This is a genomic window from Parazoarcus communis (genome assembly GCF_003111665.1).
GTDB lineage: Bacteria > Pseudomonadota > Gammaproteobacteria > Burkholderiales > Rhodocyclaceae > Parazoarcus > Parazoarcus communis_B.
In genome coordinates, this window is the sequence record NZ_CP022188.1 from 4,104,778 (window position 1) to 4,124,415 (window position 19,638).

Below are 19,638 nucleotides of genomic sequence, written 5' to 3' on the forward strand. Positions count from 1 at the left end.
ATCACGGTGCGCGATAGTTATCCTGCGTCATGATATCGACACCGCACTGCAGGTTCTCGATCCAGTCGAGGAAGCGGTTGACCATCACCTTGCCCTCGAAGCGCGCACCGTGCTGCGGCACGATCATCTCGACATCGAGCTGGCGCACCATGTTCACCCAGAAGCGGCAGATCTTGTTCGAGATCATGTAGCGGCGGTGAAAGCCGATCATGAAGGGAATATGTTCGTCGAAGTTCGTCACCGGTTTCAGTGCCACGTCGTGATCGATGAGCGATGCGCCCATGTCTCCGGTAAACAGGATTTTTGAGACCGGATCGTAGAACTGGAAGTTGCCTTCGGAGTGCATGAAGTGTGCGGGAACGGCCTTGATCTTGCTCTCGCCCAGCGGCACCACCATGCCTTCGTCGGGAATTCCGATAATTCGATCCGAATAGTCCCGTCCGGTCGTGAAGTGCGGCAGGAAGCGCGCCCACAGTTTGGAAATCAGCACCCGGCAGCGCGTGGTAACCATCCACTTGTTCAGGGACGCGATGATGTCCGGATCAGCATGCGAGGCCAGGATGTAGTCCAGATTGCGCGACGGAAAGTAGCGCTGCATGCCCATCAGCAAACCGTTGTAGGTCATGTTGCCACCCGGATCGATCAGGGCGCCATGATCTCCATCCACGATCAGAAACTGGTTGCATTGCACCGCGTGGTCGGCCTCTTCGTCGACAAGATCGTAGAAAGCCAAACACACATGCTTGCCGTCGTTGTAAAGCTCAACTGCCATGATCCGGGTGCCCCGCAAAAGTAGAGCCCGCAGAAAGCGGGAAACAAGCGCGGAACTCTACCTCAGACATCGGCCACCGTGCCGACTAAGCGGGCCATTCTTGATGTTGATCAAAAACCATTCATCCGCCATCAACAAGCGGGCAGGAAAGTGGACAAAAAAAAGGGGCGACCCCTTCGGGGCCGCCCTCAAGCTGCTGTCCGCACTAGTGCGAAACGGTTGGCCGGAAAACCCGCCGGCCCGGGTATTTGCTATTCGGTGAAGGGTAGCGGCTGCATGCCGAATCCGTCATCGAGCACCTTGATCTTGTGAAGCAAACCATCGAGTTCGGTCTGCAGTCTGAGAAGATCGTCTTCATCAAGCCGCCGCAGGGCTTCGGGCAGAATGCCTCGTGCGGGTGACGGTGCTCTTGCGAGGAGTGCTTCACCCTCATCCGTCAGATACAGTCGCACGACGCGCTGGTCTGCACTCGTACGCTCCTTGCGGATCAGCCCGCCGGTCTCGAGGCGGTCAATCATGTTCGACGCAGTCGACTGATGCAGTGCCATGCAGTTGGCCAGTTCACCAACCCGCAGTCCGGGAACCTCGCTCAGCTCCTGCAGGGCCCAGAGCTGGGCACCGGTTACACCACTCTGGCGCTCAATCCACTGAGAATGACGCTGTGCGGTGCGGATCAGCACGCGAAAACGCTGTAGTACGGACAAGGGTGTGACCTGACGATTCTTCTCTGCAGGTTTTTCAGCAGATTTATTCAAGGGATTCTGTGGCTGGGGCATCAATATTGGCTCCGACTATATTTTCTCAAACAATGATTGTCAAAAAATTCGCAGACAGGGACGGTCTCGCGTATCGTAACCATCTTGCGGGTTTGCTGCCCGCGGAAGGTGAGCTTTTCGCTCGAAACAATGCTTCAAAGTGAATAAGGTTCAGCTGTTTTTTTCAAACTCAGGCCGGTCTTTGCAAAGACGACCTCTTCATCCCCCAAAATGCCGCCCCCCGACGCCCCCCCGGAACAGCCGCACAATATCCCTCACCGAGCCTTCAAGCATATCGCTCGCGGCAGCCGTCGCTACGCGCTGCCCTGGCTCTCAATCAGACGCTGGCGCAAAAGGCTGCTGCTTGTCGGCGCCGCACTGCTTGCAGGCATCATTGCCATCGGTTTCGCCATTGGCGCCGAACTGGCAATTGGTTACCACCAGTCGCTGATGCATGTCAGCCCCTGGCTGACCCTCCTCATAGCACCGGCTGGTTTCGCCGCGATGGCCTGGGTCTCCAGTCGCTTCTTTCCCGGCACCGAAGGCAGCGGCATTCCGCAGGCAATCGCCGCGTCGCTCACTGATGACGGCCAGCTGCGACGGCAATTCCTGTCCTTCAAGATCGCCATCGCAAAAGTGTTCCTGACCCTTGGCGGCCTGCTCTCCGGCGCCTCAATCGGTCGCGAGGGCCCCTCGGTCCAGGTCGGCGCATCTGCCATGCACATGCTCGCCGGCAAGCGCTTTGGCAGGATCGCATCCAGCCGCGACCTGATCATTGCCGGCAGCGGCGCGGGCATTGCGGCAGCATTCAACACCCCGCTGGGCGGCATCATGTTCGCCATCGAGGAAATCTGTCGGCACCACCCATTCCGCGCCAACAGCACAACCCTGATCGCGGTGATTTTCGCAGGTCTGATGTCACTTGCGGTACTTGGCAACTACACCTATTTCGGACAAACACCGGCCTCGGTCAGCTGGCCTGACGGTGCGTGGCTGGTGCTGCTTTGCGGCGTGCTTGGCGGACTGCTGGGCGGAGGCTTCTCGCGCCTGCTGATTGCGTCCTCGCGCCAGTTACCCGGGCGCATCGGCGAATTCTCGGTGTCACGCCCGGTCGCATTCGCTGCCGGCTGCGGACTCGCTACCGCGCTCATCGGACTGGCCACCGGCGGCCTTACCTACGGTACAGGTTACGCCGAGTCCAAGGCTGCGCTGGAAGGCACGGCGCAACTGCCCGCCTACTTCATGATTGCGAAGCTGGCGGTGATCTGGCTTGCCTTTGTGGCGCGCATCCCGGGCGGCATCTTCGCACCTGCACTCGCCGTGGGCGCCGGCCTGGGCGCAGACCTGGCGCCCTTCATCGGTGACGGGCAGGATCCAGCGATACTCGTACTCGGCATGGTGGCCTTCCTTGCAGCGATGACGCAGGCCCCGATTACCTCGCTGGTGATCGTCATGGAGATGACCGCCAATCACGAGATGCTGCTCCCGCTGATGGCAACAGCCGTGGTCGCGAATGCGGTCTCGAAGTCGGTATGTCCGCTGCCGATCTATCACACGATTGCGCACTCACTGCTGCGTAATGCCGAGCACAAGGCCAGTCGCCATCACGCCCGCACCAAGCCAGCCGCGCCGCACGACACCACCAGCCCCCAGGACACCAAACCCGCGACAGAGCAGTGACACGCCGGCGCGCCACCGAGGCGCGCCACGTCAGTAGGACATGCGCTGCGCCAGACGCATTGCCTGGCCCCGTTCGAGGAGCTGGGCAAAGCGCGGAAAATCCAGGCCCATCCGCCCCTGCAGTTCGCGGGCAATGGACTTCATCCACTTCCAGCGCGGCTCGAACCCGGCGTTCTTGAATGCGAAGAGCAGGTAGTTGCCGTCTTCGCGCACCGACATCGCGATCACGTTGTCGTCGAAGACTTCTCGAACCAGCGCCACATGAGGGGCGTAGGAGGCCTTGTCGCCGGCAATGTTCATCACCATGACGCCGCTTCCGGACAACATCGCGCGCGCATCCCGATAGAAGCCGGAACGGGTCAGCGCGCCGGCAACGCCATCCTCGTCGAACAGATCAACCATCAGCACATCGCAGCGCTCCGCACCCGCGCCGACATGATCAACTGCATCGGCGCACACGACGCGAAAGCGTGAATCGTCCTGCGGCACCTGAAAGACATCGCGAAACGCGATTACGTCGGGGTCGAGTTCGAGAACCGTGATCGAAGTCGCCGGCAGGTGGCGATAACAGAATTTCGCGAGGGAGCCTCCGCCAAGGCCCAGCAGGGTCATCGCCCGCGGTCGCGGATTGAACAGCAGGAACGCCATCATGCCTTGCGTATAAGCTACCTCGAGCGCATGTGGCGCAGCCATCTGCATGGCGCTTTGCTGGAAGCGCAGCGAGCCGAAATAGAGCGCGCACATACCTTCATGTTCGAGGACGAACGGCTTCCGGTATTCACCGGAGACGAGACGCTCGCTCAATTCTTCCGCCTGACTGAATGCCGGCTCAAGCAAGCGGACAATTCCCGGCTCGCCGGGGAAGGGACTCGGAAGTTCGAACACCCCGCCCCTGCCCTGCGCGCGGTCCATTCGCCGCGCTGCGACGTCTGCTTCGTGTTTGCTGTTGGTCAAGGCTCCGTTCCGGCGATCTGTTCAGCCGCCGCATTCTAAGGCAAGACACCCTCGAGCTGTTTGAGCCACTGCGGAATCCATTCCGACGCGGCTTGCGGCCTGCCGTAAAGATATCCCTGATGAATCATCGAACCACGCGCGTTGAGAAAGGCCGCTTGCCGAACGGTCTCCACCCCTTCGGCCACCACCTGAAGATGCAGGCTGTGGGCAACAGCCAGGATGGTTTCGACCAGCGCAGCATCGTCGCTGTTCTCGGGCGCATCCTGCACGAAGGTGCGATCGATCTTCAACTCATGCAGCGGCAGGCGCTTAAGGTAGGCGAGCGACGAGTACCCCGTCCCGAAGTCGTCGACCGAAAAGCGGATGCCGAACGCAGTCAATGCCCGCATCTTGGCGACCACACCGTCGATATCCTCGATCATCAGACCCTCGGTGACCTCAAGCGTAAGCCAGGACGGGTCGACGCCATGGATCGACAGCAGTTCGCAGACCCAGGGCACGAAATCGGGCTGTCTGAAGTGACGCGGGCTGATGTTAACCGACAGTCTCAGCTTGCGTCCCTCCGAACCGTGCTCAGCCATCAGACGGCAGGCGTTTTCGAGCACCCACACGCCAAGCTCGCAGATCAGGTCTGACTGCTCCGCGACCGGCACGAAGACCCCCGGCGGCACGAGCCCGCGCTCCGGATGCTCCCAGCGCACGAGAACTTCGGCCCCTTGAATGATCTCCCTCTCGTCGACCTGAGACTGCAAATACAAGCGCAGCTCGCCCGCCGGAATGCCTCGTCTGAGCTCCCGTTCTGTGCGGAATTTCTGCCGTGCGACGTCGCCCATCGCGGTTTCGAAAAAGGCGCTCTGGTTGCCCCCCGCATCCTTGGCGCGATGAAGCGCGATATCCGCACGACGCAGGATCTCAAGCGGCGTGTCATCGGTATCGTCGGGACAGGTTGTGATTCCGAGACTGGCCGTGATCACGGCCGTCTCGCTGCCAAGATCGAACGGCTCACGCAATGCAGCGTGGAGCTTCTCTGCCACTGAAAGCGCGCGCCGGCTCGCATCCTCGCGATGGATGTCGAGCGCCTGAAGCAGAATCGCGAAATCGGCACCCGCGATTCGGGCCAGCGTATCGCCTTCGCGCAGCAGAGCAGAAAGTCGTCTGCTCAGCGCCTGCAGCAACAGGTCGCCCATCGCATGCCCACGGGCATCGTTGAGGGTCTGGAAACGATCGATGTTGAACACGATCAAGGCATCCTGGCGCGGCTGCCTGCGCGACACAGCCAGCACAAGTCCGAGCCGGTCCATCAGCAGCGAGCGGTTTGGCAACCCGGTGAGTCCGTCGTAGTAGGCAAGTCGGTTGATCTCGGCCGCGGCCCGTTTCTGCTCGGTGACATCCTGCTTGATCCCAAGGAAGTGGGTGACGGTGCCGTCCTTGCCGCGCACCGGCGCCACGACGGCCAGTTCGACAAACTCGCTCCCATCCTTGCGCCGATTGATGAACTCACCACGCCAACTCTCGCCACGCATCAGGGTGGCCCAGAAGCCCTTGTACACCTCGGGAGACGTCTTGCCGGAATTCAACACGCGCGGATTCTGCCCGATCACCTCGTCTGCGCAATAACCCGTCGTGAGCTCGAACGCGCGATTAACGTACTCGATACTGCCCCAGAGATCCGTAATAACGATGCTTTCAGGACTCTGCTCGACGGCAAGGGAAAGCTTGCGCAACTGGTCTTCGGCAGTCTTGCGGGCAGAAAGATCGATATCAATGCAGTACATCTCGGGCTCTCCATCACGCCCATGCAGCATGACGTGACTCGAGAACACGTGCACCGGCGAGCCATCCCGCCGTCTGAGCGTCAGCTCAGTGGCAGGAATGCCCTCTCCGCCATTCACCCAGTTGTCCACGGCCTCGATCACACCTGAACGCATGCAGTCCGGGATGATCAGCTCTTCCAGACGCTTTCCAATCGCCTCCTGTGCCGAGTAGCCATAGAGCTTCTCGCTGAACAGGTTCCAGAAGATGACGCGCCGGTTGCGGTCATAGCCCTGTACCGAGATCTCGGGCGTGTGCTCGAACAGATTCCGGAAGCGGCGCTCGCTCTCGGCACAGGCGGACATGCTCTTTGCGGCGCGCTGACGCTCAAGGCGGATCCTGCGCTGCCCCCACCAGAATACGATCACGAGCAGGCTGAACATCGTCAGCACGGGCAAGGTAAGCACGTCTGTCTCGACAAGCTTCGCCAACGGCCCGGTGGACGCAATCGCATCAGCCCCCCACATGGCCGCTACGAGGCAAAACACACGTCGATGCATGCGAATCGCTCCAACCATACGCGCCTCCAGCTCAAAACCGGCGCCTTGCAGCTGCTCAAGTGGGCAGCAAGACGGCGCTCCTCATGACCAAAGGATAGTGGATGAGCTCAACCGAACACCAGCGAATAAGATCATGGGATGCATAACATGCCACGGTCGCGACAAAAGATTGCAGGAAGGCGCTGTATCGATACGAAGACAGCAGTGCCGCTACCAGACGATCGAATCGCCCCGATAGTCCATGAACCCGCCGGAGTCAGTCGGGGTGAGCACTTCGATTACCGCCAGCAGGCGGCTTGCGGCCACCGCCGGCGGCTGAACATCGAGCCCGTTACGGGCGAAAGGCGCAGACAGTCCCGACTCAACCGTACCCGGATGAAGTGCAATGCAGATTGACTGAGGATGACTGCGGGCCAGTTCGACCGCGGCAGTGTGAAGAATCTGATTCAGTGCAGCCTTTGACGCCCGATACCCATACCAGCCACCGAGCCGGTTGTCTCCGATGCTGCCGACGCGTGCGGACAGCGCCGCAAAAACCGACTTGCCGTCGCGTGCAAACAGGGGCATGAAGTGCTTGACCAGCAGGGCCGGGCCGATGCTATTGATGGCGAAGCTGTGAGCCAGACTGGCTGGATCGAGATGCCTCCAGCTCCGCTCGGGCATGCGCTCTCCGTCGTGAAGAAATCCACATGCGTTGATCAGCAACCTGAGCGGGGCTGAATGCTCGCCCACCTGACGCGCCGCAGCCACGATGGACACTTCGTCGAGCAGGTCGAGCGGCAGGGATGTCGTGCGCCCCAGACGAAGCACGTCGGCAAAACGACCACTGCTTTCGATCGCGTCGGCGAGCGCACCACCGATCGCGCCGCTGGCGCCGACGACCACTGCCAATCCGCCTGGAGGAAAGGACTCCATCATTATTCAGTTGCCCGGGCACACCCCGCCGGTCGCAAAAATCCGACCGGCCGGGGGCGCCCGCAGCGCATCAGCGTATTCCGGCGCGCTGTATCAGAGCCTGAATCTCGCCAACGATACCGCGACGGAACAGCATCACGCAGACCACGAAGATCCCGCCCATGATCACCGTCACCCACGAACCCACGGTGTCGGCAAGCTCGGTTTGCAGCGAGACAACCGTCGCAGCCCCGACCAGCGGCCCGAGAATGGTGCCGAGACCGCCGAGCAGCGTCATCAACACCACCTCACCCGATGTATGCCAATGCACGTCGGTCAGCGATGCAAGCTGGAACACCAGGGTCTTGGTTGCACCTGCGAGACCTGCAAGCGAAGCGGAGATGATGAAAGCCATCAGCTTGAACTTGTTGACGTCGTAGCCAAGCGAGATGGCGCGCGGTTCGTTCTCACGAATGGCCTTCAGGATCTGGCCGAAGGGCGAATGCACCGTGCGGTAGATGATGAAGAAGCCGATGCAGAACACCGCAAACACGAGGTAATACATCGAAATGTTGTTGGACAGGTCGATCAGGCCGAACAGGTTGCCGCGCGGGACCCCCTGGAAGCCGTCTTCCCCGCCGGTCGCCCGCACCTGCAACACGACGAAGTACACCATCTGCGCCAGCGCCAGCGTAATCATCGCGAAGTAGATGCCAGTGCGCCGGATGGCCAGCACACCGAACAACCAGCCCAGCAGGCCTGCGGCCACCGTGCCGCCGATCAGCCCGATCTCTGGGGTGACACCCACATCGCGCACCAGCATGCCGCAGACGTAACCTGCCGTCCCCAGAAAGGCCGCGTGCCCGAAGGACAGCAGACCGGCAAATCCCAGCAACAGGTTGAATGCGCAGGCGAACAGACCAAAACACAGGATCTTCATCAGAAAGGTTGGATACACCGCAAACGGCGCCACCAGACCGATGAGAAAAAGCAGCCCGAACAGAAAGGGCATGATGCGGGTAAAAACGGAATCGTTATTCTTCATGTGCCTATTCCTTGGAACCGCGTCAGGCCTTGCCAAACAGGCCGGCAGGTCGAACCAGCAGGACAATCACCATGATGATGAACACCACCACCGCAGAGCCTTCGGGATAGAAGACACGGGTGAGTCCCTCGATCAGTCCAAGACCGAGGCCGGTCAGGATTGCCCCCATGATCGACCCCATGCCGCCGATTACCACTACGGCGAAGACGACGATGATCAGGTTCGACCCCATCAGCGGATTGACCTGATAGACCGGCGCAGCCAGCACGCCTGCAAAGGCGGCCAGGGCAACACCGTAACCATAGGTGAAGGTAATCAGCAGCGGGACGTTGATCCCGAGGGCCTGCACGATTTGAGGATTTTCCGTACCGGCCCGCAGGTAGGCGCCGAGCTTGGTCTTTTCGATCATGAACCAGGTGCCAAAACACACGGCAAGCGCAGCAATGACGATCCAGCCCCGATAGATGGGCAGATACATGAATCCGAGATTGACGCCACCCTCCAGCAGTTCCGGCACCGGATAGGACTGCCCCGAAATACCGTACTGGTCGCGGAACACGCCTTCGAAGATCAGCGCCAGCCCGAAGGTGAGCAGCAGGCCGTAGAGGTGGTCGAGCTTATACAGTTTGCGCAACATCGTGCGCTCAAGGAGTACCCCCAGCGCACCGACCGTGATCGGCGCCAACAGCAGGGCAACCCAGTAATTGACACCGAACTTCGTCAGTGCAATCCAAGCCACGAAGGCCCCCATCATGTATTGCGCACCGTGGGCGAAATTGATGATGTTGAGCAGACCGAAGATGATCGCCAGACCGAGACTGAGAATGGCGTAGAACGAGCCATTGATCAGGCCGACCAGCAACTGGCTGCCGAGCAGCGCGCTCGGAACACCGAAAATTTCCATTTGCGACTCCCGTACCGGGACGCGCTGGGCGCCCCGGGTACGATGTGATTAATGAATCAGCGCGAACCGATCACTTCTTGACCAGCGAGCAGCGCGACTCAGACAGCGGCTGGAAGGCCTCGGCTGCCGGGATCGTCTGGCGGACATGGTAGTAATCCCACGGGTACTTGGACTCTTCAGGCTTCTTCACCTGCACCAGGTACATGTCGTGGATCATCCGGCCGTCGTCGCGGATCTGACCATTCTTGGCAAAGAAGTCGTTGATCGGCATCTTCTTCATTTGCGCCATGACCTTGCCGGCCTCATCCGTACCGGCTGCCTTGACCGCGCGCAGGTAGTGCAGCACGGACGAGTACTGACCGGCCTGCACCATCGACGGCATGCGCTTCTGCTTGTCGAAATAGCGCTTCGACCAGGCGCGGGTGGCGTCGTTGAGATCCCAGTAGAAACCCGTCGTCAGGTACATGGTCTGGGTGCTCTTCAAACCGAGCGAATGCACGTCGGTGATGAACATCAGCAGACCTGCGAGCGATTGCTTCGGCGTGATGCCGAACTCGGCCGCCTGCTTGATCGCGTTCGTGGTGTCGGCACCGGCGTTGGCCAGACCGATGATCTGCGCCCCGGACGCCTGCGCCTGCAGCAGGAAGGAGGAGAAGTCGGACGCCGGGAAGGGGTGGCGTACCGAGCCGAGCACCTTGCCGCCATTGGCGGTGACCACTGCCGAGGAGTCTTTCTCGAGCGACTGACCGAAAGCGTAGTCAGCGGTCAGGAAGTACCAGGTCTTGCCGCCCTGCTTCGTCACCGCCTTGGCCGTGCCGTTTGCCAGGGAGTAGGTGTCATACGTGTAATGCACGCTGACGTCGTTGCACTGCTCGTTGGTGATCGGAGTCGAAGCCGGCCCGCTCATCAGCGCGATGCGGTTCTTTTCCTTGGCGACCTTCATCACCGCCAGCGCCACCGACGTGGTCACCAGTTCGGTTGCGGTATCGACACCTTCGCGCTCGAACCACTCACGGGCCTTGGTCGACGCAATGTCGGCCTTGTTCTGGTGGTCGGCGGAAACCATTTCGATCTTGAAATCGGGCTTTGCTTCGGCGATGAAGTCGTCGATTGCCATCTGGGTGGCAAGCACCGCACCGGAGCCTGCCAGGTCGGAATAGGTACCCGACAGGTCGGTCAGCACACCGATCTTGACCATGCCGTCCGAGATCTGTGCATTCGCAACACCCGACAGGCTTGCAATTGCGGCGGCGCAGGCCAGCGTCGTCAGTTTCTTCATGTGCATTGTATTGTCTCCGTCCTGTTTGTTGTTCGCGCGAGTCAAACCCCGAGCGTCTGGTGCAGCCAGTCCATCTTCTCCGGCAACTCGGCCGCAGGGATGGTGGCAATGATTTCGCCGTGTTCGAGCACGTAGTGCCGGTCGGCGAGCGGTGCAGCAAAGCGGAAATTCTGCTCCACCATCACGATGGTGAAGTCGCGTTTCTTGAGCTCGGTGATCACCTCGCCAAGCTTCTTGACGATGACCGGCGCGAGACCTTCAGTGATCTCGTCGAGCAGCAGCAGCTTGGCACCGGTACGCAACACACGTGCCATCGCCAGCATCTGCTGTTCGCCACCAGAGAGCTTGGTACCGGGACTGGTGCGGCGCTCGAGCAGGTTGGGGAACATGCCGTATATCTCGTCGAGCGACATGCCGCCAGTTGCCACCTGAGGCGGCAGCATCAGGTTTTCCTCGGTGCTGAGCGAGGCAAAAATGGCACGCTCTTCGGGCACGTAACCGATGCCGTAGCGGGCCATGCGGTGGGTCGGCTCGTCAATGACCTCCTTGCCATTGACCATGATCGACCCGCTGCGCCGCCCGACCAGACCGAGAATGGACTTCAGCGTAGTCGAGCGCCCCGAGCCGTTACGCCCGAGAAGCGTGATGCACTCGCCACGCGCCACCTTCAGATCGATGCCATGCAGGATGTGGGATTCACCGTAGAAGGAATGCAGATCCTGGATCCGCAGCATTTCGGGATGGGGCTTGAAGGCGCTGGTCATAGATTGATGGGCCGGGATCAGTGATGGGCGTCGTTCATGTCGTCGGAACCGACATAGGCTTCGAGCACGCTCGGATTCTTGGACACTTCGTCGTACGTGCCTTCGGCAAGCACGCTGCCGCGAGTGAGTACGGTGATGCGGTCACACAGGTTTGCGACCACCGACAGGTTGTGTTCGACCATCAGGATGCTGCGATTGGCCGACACCTTGCGGATCAACTCCACCACCCTGCTGATGTCTTCGTTGCCCATGCCCTGCGTCGGCTCGTCGAGCAGCATCATCTTGGGATCGAGCGCCAGCGTGGTGGCGATTTCGAGCGCACGTTTGCGACCGTAGGGCATTTCCGCCGTCACGGTGTCCGCAAACTGGGTCAGATCGACCGACTCCAGCAGGGCCATCGCCTGGTCATTGAGCACATCGAGTGACTTCTCCGAGCGCCAGAAATGAAACTCGGTGCCGAGCTTGCGCTGCAGGCCGATGCGCACGTTCTCCATCACCGTAAGATGCGGAAAGGTGGCCGAAATCTGGAAGGAGCGCACCATTCCCCGGCGTGCCGTCACCGCAGGCGCTTCGTGGGTAATATCCTTGCCGTCGAAGCGGATCTTGCCCGAGGTCGGCGGAAGAAACTTGGTGAGCAGATTGAAGACAGTCGTCTTGCCAGCGCCGTTGGGACCGATCAATGCATGGATGTGACCACGCTTGACCTTGAGGTCGACATCGGACACAGCGGCAAACCCTTTGAACTCTTTGGTCAGGCCGTTTGTTTCGAGTATGAACTCGCTCATGCTCCATCCCGGCGTTGATGCAGAAATCGCGTCGAACTGCGCGCAGTAACTGCGTTTGATTGTTTGTTCTTGTACTCGTAGTTTTGCGTCATCTCCCACGCGCAACAAGTATCGTAAACCCGCACTTGCGCGTCATTCCAGGCCTGTTTCGCGTTGCGTTCGGAGACAAAAAAAGGGCCGCCGCAACATCGCGGACGGCCCTCTTCCCGGAATTTGCTGCACACCCGTTTCACGGGCGGCGGCACGCCCCTCAGTTACCGCTCATTGCCATCATCAACTGATTGATCCGCTTCACAAACGTCGCCGGATCATCGAGTGCGCCACCTTCGGCAAGCAGAGCCTGGTCGAACAGCACGGCCGCCCAATCGTCGAAGCTCTTGTCTTCGTACTTCAGACGCAGCACCGCCGGATGCTTCGGGTTGATCTCGAGGATCGGCTTCGACATCGGTGCGCTCTGACCTGCTGCTTTCAGAATACGGGTCAGGTTCATGCCGAGATCGTGCTCGTCGGCTACCAGGCACGCGGGAGAGTCGGTCAGACGCAGGGTGACCTTGACGTCCTTGACGCGCTCGCCAAGGCTGGTCTTCATCTTCTCGATCAGCTCCTTGTACTCGTCGGCCGCCTGCTCGGCTTCCTTTTTCTCGGCTTCGTCTTCCAGCGAACCGAGATCGAGACCACCCTTCGCCACTGACTGCAGCTGCTTGCCGTCAAACTCGGTGAGGTTGCCCAGCGCCCATTCGTCGACACGGTCGGACAGCAGCAGCACTTCGATGCCCTTCTTGCGGAAAACCTCAAGGTGGGGGCTGTTCTTCGCCGCATTGAAGGATTCTGCGGTGACGTAGTAGATCTTGTCCTGACCTTCCTTCATGCGACCGATGTAGTCCTTGAACGAGACCACTTCCTCAGGGGTGTCCGCGTGGGTGGAAGCAAAACGCAGCAGGCCGGCAATCTTGTCCTTGTTCGCAAAATCCTCGCCCACACCTTCCTTGAGTACCTTGCCGAACTCTTTCCAGAAGGTTGCGTACTTTTCCTGATCACCGGCTTCGTCGCTGGTCGCGAGATCCTCGAGCAGGCCAAGCACCTTCTTCGTGCAACCTGCCCGAATGGTGTCGATGTCCTTGGATTCCTGCAGGATTTCACGCGAAACGTTCAGCGGCAGATCGGCCGAATCGACCACACCGCGCACGAAGCGCAGATAGGTCGGCATCAGCTTCTCGGCGTCATCCATGATGAAGACCCGCTTCACGTAGAGCTTCACGCCATGGCGTGCATTGCGATCCCACATGTCGAAGGGCGCGTGCGACGGCACGTACAGCAACTGGGTGTATTCCTGGCGACCTTCAACGCGGGCGTGGGTCCACGCCAGCGGCTCGTCGTAGTCGTGACCGACGTGCTTGTAGAAGCCCTTGTATTCCTCTTCAGTGATCTCGTTGCGCGAACGTGCCCACAGGGCATTGGCCTGGTTAACCGTTTCGTCTTCGTCGGTGAGGACCTGGGCCTTTTTCTCCTCGTCCCACTCTTCCTTCTTCATCACGATCGGTTGCACGATGTGATCAGAGTACTTGCGGATCAGGCTCTTGAGCTTCCACGATGAGAGCAGGTCATCCTGGTCTTCGCGCAGGTGCAGCGTGATTTCGGTACCACGACCAAGCTTTTCGACCGCAGCAACGGTGTACTCACCGGCGGTTTCACCGGTCATGCTGCATTCCCACTGCACACCTTCGCTCACGGGCAGACCGGCACGGCGAGTCACCACGGTGACCTTGTCGGCAACGATGAAGGCAGAGTAGAAACCGACACCAAACTGACCGATCAGGTGGGCGTCCTTCTTCTGGTCGCCGGTCAGCTTGCCAAAGAACTCCTTGGTGCCGGATTTGGCGATGGTGCCGAGGTGGGCAACAACCTCTTCACGGCTCATGCCGATGCCGTTATCGCTGATGGTGATGGTCTTGGCTTCGGCATCGAAGGCAACGCGGATCTTCAGATCGCTGTCACCCTCGAACAGGGCCGGCTGGTCGATGGCCTCGAAACGCAGTTTGTCGGAAGCGTCGGATGCGTTCGAGATCAACTCGCGCAGGAAGATCTCGCGGTTCGAATAAAGCGAGTGGATCATGAGGTGAAGCAACTGCTTCACTTCGGCCTGGAAATTCAGGGTTTCGGCGGCGGTCTGGGCGCTGGACATCTTGATGCGTCTCCGATGATGAAAAGTCGTGGCCGAGAGATTGGGACAGCCTCGCCGATTTTCAAGCCCCTGAGATGAGATTGCTGCGCTGGCCGACACCTACCTGTTTCGTGCGGCGGTGCGTCGCTTGATAGCTTTGGTTCGCGCGGACGACCGCCACCCGAGCGCACACAATGCAACGGCTAGACGTACTGAACCTGGAGGATTTCGATCTCGCGCACGCCGGCGGGGCTCATGAAGCGGACCACGTCACCCTCACGGGCCTTGATCAGGGCACGTGCGAGCGGGGAGATCCAGCTGATCATCCCTGCGGAGGCATTGGCTTCGTCGACGCCGACGATCTGCCAGGTCTGCTCCGTCGCATCGGGATCTTCTGCGTCGCAGATGGTGACGGTCGCGCCGAAAAAGACCTGATCGATGTTCTGCTGCGCAGCCGGGTCGACCACCTCTGCGTTCTCGATGCGCTTGATCAGGAAGCGGATGCGGCGATCGATCTCGCGCAGGCGCTTCTTGCCGTAGATATAGTCACCGTTCTCGGAGCGGTCGCCGTTACCCGCCGCCCACGATACCGTCTCGACCATCTTGGGTCGCTCGACGCGCAGCAACTGATCCAGCTCCTCGCGGAGCACCAGATTGCCGCGCTGGGTCATGTAATTCTTGCTGCCAGGCGGCAGCCGCAACGAGGGCGACAGCGCGTCCTCGTCATCGTCGCTGTCGGCTTCCCTGACGAACGCCTTGTTCATGGCAATACTCCTGAAGGCTGGCGAAACGCCCGATCTTAATGGATCCCGGGCAGGCCCGCAGCAGCGCCTTGCGCGACTGCACACAGGCGGATCGGGCCGCGCGCGGCGTCGCCTTCAAACGGGCGAGAGAAGTCGCCATCTGCCGCTGGCCAAGCAGCGCGCAAAATACCGCGCGTGCTCACATTGTCCTGACATCGCGGGGCGAAGAGACCGTGTAGACTCCGCGCAGAAATTGGCAAATGGCGCCCGCCATCGCGCCAGCAAGACATCTATCGCCCGGTCAATCGATGAACACCACACAACAACTCAAGCCTGCTGAAAACGTCGCGCCACCGCCGCCTGGTCCTGGAGAGCTGATTGAGCGGGTAATCGCCGCACGTGGCTTCGCCGGCGTGATGCTGCTTGGCCCGCGCGCGTGGCGGCGCTGGTGGCATGCTCTGGTGCGCAGCATCGACCATGCGGCAATCCTGGCGCAAGTGGATGAGGACGCCAGTTTCTCCTTCAATTTCAACTTCATGATCGTCGTCGCCGGCGGCATCGCGACGATCGGACTGCTGCTCAACTCACCTGCGGTCATCATCGGTGCGATGCTGATTTCCCCGCTGATGGGGCCCATCGTCGCCACCGGCATGGCGCTGGCCACACTCGACGTCGACCTCGGGCGCAAGAGTGCCAAAACGCTGTTGCTGGGCACCGCGGCCGCGATTGCGTTCACCTCCCTGATCGTCTTCCTGTCGCCCGTCAAGGATCTGACCCCCGAGTTGCTCGCGCGCACCCGGCCCAATCTGTTCGACCTTGTCGTTGCCATCCTGTCCGGCACCGCAGGCGGCTACGCGATGATTCGCGGACGCGGGGGTGCGATCGTCGGCGTGGCCATCGCGACCGCATTGATGCCACCGCTGGGCACGATCGGCTACGGTCTCGTCACCCAGCAATGGGACATCACCCGCGGCGCCCTTCTGCTCTTCGTCACCAACATGGTGGCCATCAGTCTTGCGGTGGCGGCCGTTGCAGAATGGTATGGCTTTGGGCGCGGCGAACTGCGAAAACGCTTCGCGCGGCAGGCGGTCATCTCCCTGCTCGTGCTGGCACCGCTCGCGGTACCGCTGTTCTATTCGCTGAAGGCGATCGCCTTCGAGAGTTTTGCCCAGGTCCGCATCCGCAGTGTGCTGGAGCGCGGCGCCAACTCGCTTCCCGAAGGGCAACTGGGCGAAGTCAGCGTGCTCTTCATCGACGGCAAGCCCCCGCGCGTGCGGGCGGTGATGTACAGCGCAGCACCCGAGCACGAACTCCCGGCGCGGCTCACTGCCGCAATGGAGGCGGAAGTCGGCCAAGCGATCGACTTGCGTCTCACCCAGTTGCGCACGTCCGACGAGTTGCCGCCGCAGTTGCGGGTGCGCGAGGTTGCACCCGTCCCCGCACCGGCTCCGGTGCCCGAGACCACACTGGCGGACAGTCTTCGGGATGCCTTTCCGCTACCGCTGGCCGCATTTGAAGCGGATATCGAACGGCGAACCGCCATCCTGGTACCGGCCCCCCAGCCCGGCATCGATATTGCCAGCTGGCGCGACATGGAGCACGATCTGAGCGCGCGCCACACAGACTGGACGCTCTCCATTCTGCCGCCGATGCAGACTTTGCCGACGGTTCGGTTCGGGCGCGCGAGCGCCGCGATCGAAGCCGGAGAGCAAGACCGCATCGACGCCATCGTATGGGCACTCAAACGCTGGAACATCGAGCGTGTTCAGGTGATTGGTCACGCCAGCAGTGATGGCGGCGGCTCGCTGCGGCTCGCCAATGCACGCGCCAACAGGGTCGCGGAAGCCATTCGTGCCCAGGGACTGGGCGCCGAGACACTGGGCCGTTACCCCTTGCCCAGCCAACTGGCGGGCGAGCGCGAGCTGGGACAGATCGCATTCAGAGCGGTATCGATCGTCATACCGACCCCGGACAACACAGGCTCAGGAGTGAGGTAATGGACAGTCAGCTGCTTACCCACGCGCTCGAACTCGCCTCCCGCACCTGGTTCCGCCTCGGCGAAACCGACATCACATTGCTGCGAGTTGTGGGACTGACCGCAATCCTTGCCTTCTTCTGGTGGTTCGCCTCGGCGCTGGAGCGGGGCATGCGCCAGCTCGCACATGCGCGCGCCATCGTCCGGGTCTCCGAATCGGCCGTGTTTGCGCTCACGCGCATCGTGCGCTACATGGTGTGGATCATCGGCAGCCTGGTCGGTCTCGCCTATCTCGGCATCGACGTTGCCAGCCTTGCGATCGTCGGCGGCGCAATGGGTGTCGGCATCGGTTTCGGCCTGCAGAACATCTTCAGCAACCTGGTGTCGGGCATCATCATCCTGCTCGAGAAGACACTCAAACTCGGCGACTTCGTCGACCTGCAGTCGGGCGTCGTCGGCAAGGTCACCGAGATCGGACTGCGCTACACCCGGGTCACCACCAACGACAATGTCGACGTGATCGTCCCCAACTCCGAGTTCATCAATGGCCGGGTCACGAACTGGACCTTCGACGACGATCTGCGCCGCATCCACATCCCCTTTGGCGTCGCCTACGGCACCGACAAGGACAAAGTGCGCGACGCAGTCGCAGCGGCTGCCCGCAAGGTCACAGGCACCATCCTGCTGCCCGGACGCGAACCCGAAGCATGGCTGGTCAAGTTCGGCGACAGCAGCCTCGACTTCGAGCTCGTGGTGTGGGTGAATCATGATCTCGCGATGTCGCCCGCCCGGACCCAGGCCCGCTATCTGTGGGAGATCGATAGCGCGCTTCGTGCCGCCGGTATCGAGATACCCTTCCCGCAACGCGATCTTCATGTGCGGTCCGGGACGCTGAGCGTCGACCTGCAGGGCGGGCCAGTGCAATCCTGAGTGGGCGCCCCGCACAGACTTTACCAACACTTCGACATTGTCATTGGCGCGGCTGCCGCATACCATTGGCGCGATGGACTGCCCGACCAACGGCGCCTCGCGCCAGCCCACCCAGACGGGTTCGCAATGAATGACGACTCCTTCGACGACGTAACCAGCCTGCAGTCGCGCCTGCGAGAGCTGCGCGACGAGCATCGCGACCTCGACGCTGCCATCGCCAGGCTGATCGCAGCGCCCACCGACGACCAGCTGCTGATCCGGCGCATGAAGAAGCGCAAGCTGGCCCTCAAGGACCGCATCTCCGTCATCGAACGCCTGATCGAACCCGACGACCTCGCCTGAGCCTCGCGCTCGACCACTGCATACAAGGTTCCAATGACCCAGACCGGACTCTTCGGGGCGGAGACGCTCGCACTCCACGCGGGCCAGTCTCCCGACGCCACACACGGCTCGCGCGCAACACCGATCCACTTCACCACCAGTTACGTGTTTCCGGATGCCGACCATGCCGCGGCCCTGTTCAATCTGGAGCGCCCTGGCCACGTCTACTCGCGCATTTCCAATCCGACCAATGCGGTGCTCGAAGAGCGTATCGCTGCCCTCGAAGGCGGCGTGGGCGCGATCGCGGTCGCCAGCGGTCAGGCGGCGCTGCACCTCGCCGTGACCACCCTGATGGGGTGCGGCGGACACATCGTTGCCTCGCGCTCGCTCTACGGCGGGTCGCACAATCTGTTCGCCTACACCCTGCCCCGTTTCGGCATTCAGACCACTTTTGTCGATCCGCGTGATGCCGAGGCCTGGCGCGCCGCCATCCGCCCCGAAACCCGCCTGCTGTTCGGCGAGTCGATCGGCAACCCGGGTCTCGACGTACTCGACATTCCCACCGTGGCCGCGATTGCCCATGCGGCAGGCCTGCCGTTACTGGTGGACGCCACCCTCGTAAGCCCGGCCTTGCAGCGCCCCTTCGACCTTGGCGCGGATCTGGTCATGCACTCGGCCACCAAATTCATCGGCGGCCACGGCGTTGCGGTCGGCGGCCTGCTGGTCGACGGCGGTCGCTTCGACTGGGAAGCCTCGGGCCTGTTTCCGACCCTCACCGAACCCTACGACGGCTTCCATGGCATGGACTTCGCCGAAGAGTCGCCCGTTGCCGCCTTCCTGCTGCGTGCCAGACGCGAAGGCCTGCGCGATTTCGGCGCCTGCATGTCGCCGATGAATGCCTTCCAGATCCTGCAGGGGCTGGAAACCCTGCCGCTGCGCATGCGCGCGCATGTCGACAACACGAAGCGGATTGCAGCCCACCTGGCAACGCACCCGATGGTGGAAAAGGTCGCCTACCCGGGCCTTGATGCCCACCCAGACCACGAACTCGCATCCCGCCTGCTCCCCGAGGGCTGTGGCGCCGTGCTGTCCTTCGACCTCAAGGGCGGACGGGAGGCCGGTCGCGCCTTTATCGGTGCACTGCGCCTGTTCTCTCACCTGGCCAACGTCGGCGACGCCAAGTCGCTGGTCATCCACCCTGCCAGCACCACCCACTTCCGCATGACCGCCGCCGACCTCGCGGCCGGGGGCATCGGCGAAGGCACGGTCCGGCTGTCCGTGGGGCTGGAGAGCAGCGCCGACCTGCTGGCCGATCTCGACCGCGGCCTCTACGCCGTGGGCAAGCTCAACAAGGCATAAGCGAC

At 61.4% G+C, this 19,638-nt stretch carries 17 protein-coding genes; 5 read left to right on the top strand and 12 right to left on the bottom strand.

Features of this window, described 5'->3' with window-relative positions:
• Position 1: 1 nt before the first annotated feature.
• Together CEW87_RS18720 and CEW87_RS18725 are read right to left on the bottom strand one after the other, a co-directional pair.
• Positions 2-772 (bottom strand): MBL fold metallo-hydrolase, encoded by a 771-nt coding sequence (locus CEW87_RS18720; RefSeq protein WP_108975422.1) that lies wholly within the window; start codon positions 770-772, stop codon positions 2-4.
• 251 nt (positions 773-1,023) lie between these two features.
• A complete protein-coding gene (locus tag CEW87_RS18725; protein WP_108975424.1) occupies positions 1,024-1,548 on the bottom strand; it encodes a MarR family winged helix-turn-helix transcriptional regulator in 525 nt (174 codons plus the stop codon).
• 210 nt (positions 1,549-1,758) lie between these two features.
• On the opposite strand from CEW87_RS18725, the gene CEW87_RS18730 reads away from it, so the two are divergent.
• Positions 1,759-3,207, top strand: a complete 1,449-nt coding sequence (locus CEW87_RS18730; RefSeq protein ID WP_108975426.1) for a chloride channel protein — start codon at positions 1,759-1,761, stop codon at positions 3,205-3,207.
• 30 nt (positions 3,208-3,237) lie between these two features.
• Here CEW87_RS18730 and CEW87_RS18735 read toward each other — a convergent pair whose 3' ends face one another.
• The 10 genes from CEW87_RS18735 to greB form a co-directional block, all read right to left on the bottom strand.
• Complete coding sequence (locus CEW87_RS18735) at positions 3,238-4,161, bottom strand: spermidine synthase-like protein (protein WP_234421582.1); 924 nt, start codon at positions 4,159-4,161, stop codon at positions 3,238-3,240.
• A gap of 35 nt (positions 4,162-4,196) precedes the next feature.
• Entirely contained in the window at positions 4,197-6,473 is a 2,277-nt protein-coding gene (locus tag CEW87_RS18740; RefSeq protein ID WP_159098211.1) for a putative bifunctional diguanylate cyclase/phosphodiesterase, read from the bottom strand.
• A gap of 210 nt (positions 6,474-6,683) precedes the next feature.
• Positions 6,684-7,391 (bottom strand): SDR family NAD(P)-dependent oxidoreductase, encoded by a 708-nt coding sequence (locus tag CEW87_RS18745; protein ID WP_234421583.1) that lies wholly within the window; start codon positions 7,389-7,391, stop codon positions 6,684-6,686.
• A 67-nt stretch (positions 7,392-7,458) separates the two neighbouring features.
• A complete protein-coding gene (locus tag CEW87_RS18750; protein ID WP_108975432.1) occupies positions 7,459-8,412 on the bottom strand; it encodes a branched-chain amino acid ABC transporter permease in 954 nt (317 codons plus the stop codon).
• Between the two features lie 22 nt (positions 8,413-8,434).
• On the bottom strand, positions 8,435-9,316 hold the full coding sequence (locus CEW87_RS18755) for a branched-chain amino acid ABC transporter permease (protein WP_108975434.1): 882 nt from the start codon (positions 9,314-9,316) through the stop codon (positions 8,435-8,437).
• Between the two features lie 70 nt (positions 9,317-9,386).
• Entirely contained in the window at positions 9,387-10,601 is a 1,215-nt protein-coding gene (locus CEW87_RS18760) for an ABC transporter substrate-binding protein (RefSeq protein WP_108975436.1), read from the bottom strand.
• Positions 10,602-10,636: 35 nt separating this feature from the next.
• Positions 10,637-11,359, bottom strand: a complete 723-nt coding sequence (locus tag CEW87_RS18765) for an ABC transporter ATP-binding protein (protein WP_108975438.1) — start codon at positions 11,357-11,359, stop codon at positions 10,637-10,639.
• A 17-nt stretch (positions 11,360-11,376) separates the two neighbouring features.
• A complete protein-coding gene (locus CEW87_RS18770; RefSeq protein WP_108975440.1) occupies positions 11,377-12,144 on the bottom strand; it encodes an ABC transporter ATP-binding protein in 768 nt (255 codons plus the stop codon).
• A gap of 250 nt (positions 12,145-12,394) precedes the next feature.
• Positions 12,395-14,326 carry a molecular chaperone HtpG gene (gene htpG / locus CEW87_RS18775; RefSeq protein ID WP_108975442.1) on the bottom strand — a complete coding sequence of 644 codons (1,932 nt, stop codon included), beginning with the start codon at positions 14,324-14,326 and terminating at the stop codon, positions 12,395-12,397.
• A gap of 182 nt (positions 14,327-14,508) precedes the next feature.
• Complete coding sequence (gene greB, locus CEW87_RS18780) at positions 14,509-15,069, bottom strand: transcription elongation factor GreB (protein ID WP_108975444.1); 561 nt, start codon at positions 15,067-15,069, stop codon at positions 14,509-14,511.
• Between the two features lie 287 nt (positions 15,070-15,356).
• Between greB and CEW87_RS18785 the strand changes: the two genes are divergently transcribed.
• From CEW87_RS18785 to CEW87_RS18800, 4 genes are all read left to right on the top strand, one after another.
• Positions 15,357-17,045 carry a TIGR00341 family protein gene (locus tag CEW87_RS18785; RefSeq protein WP_159098212.1) on the top strand — a complete coding sequence of 563 codons (1,689 nt, stop codon included), beginning with the start codon at positions 15,357-15,359 and terminating at the stop codon, positions 17,043-17,045.
• Positions 17,045-17,953 carry a mechanosensitive ion channel family protein gene (locus CEW87_RS18790; RefSeq protein ID WP_108975447.1) on the top strand — a complete coding sequence of 303 codons (909 nt, stop codon included), beginning with the start codon at positions 17,045-17,047 and terminating at the stop codon, positions 17,951-17,953. The genes CEW87_RS18785 and CEW87_RS18790 overlap by 1 nt, the downstream gene beginning before the upstream one ends.
• Positions 17,954-18,079: 126 nt before the next feature.
• Positions 18,080-18,295: a YdcH family protein gene (locus tag CEW87_RS18795; protein WP_108977370.1), complete on the top strand. Its 216-nt coding sequence runs from the start codon at positions 18,080-18,082 to the stop codon at positions 18,293-18,295.
• A gap of 33 nt (positions 18,296-18,328) precedes the next feature.
• A complete protein-coding gene (locus tag CEW87_RS18800) occupies positions 18,329-19,633 on the top strand; it encodes an O-acetylhomoserine aminocarboxypropyltransferase (protein WP_108975449.1) in 1,305 nt (434 codons plus the stop codon).
• Positions 19,634-19,638: the final 5 nt, after the last annotated feature.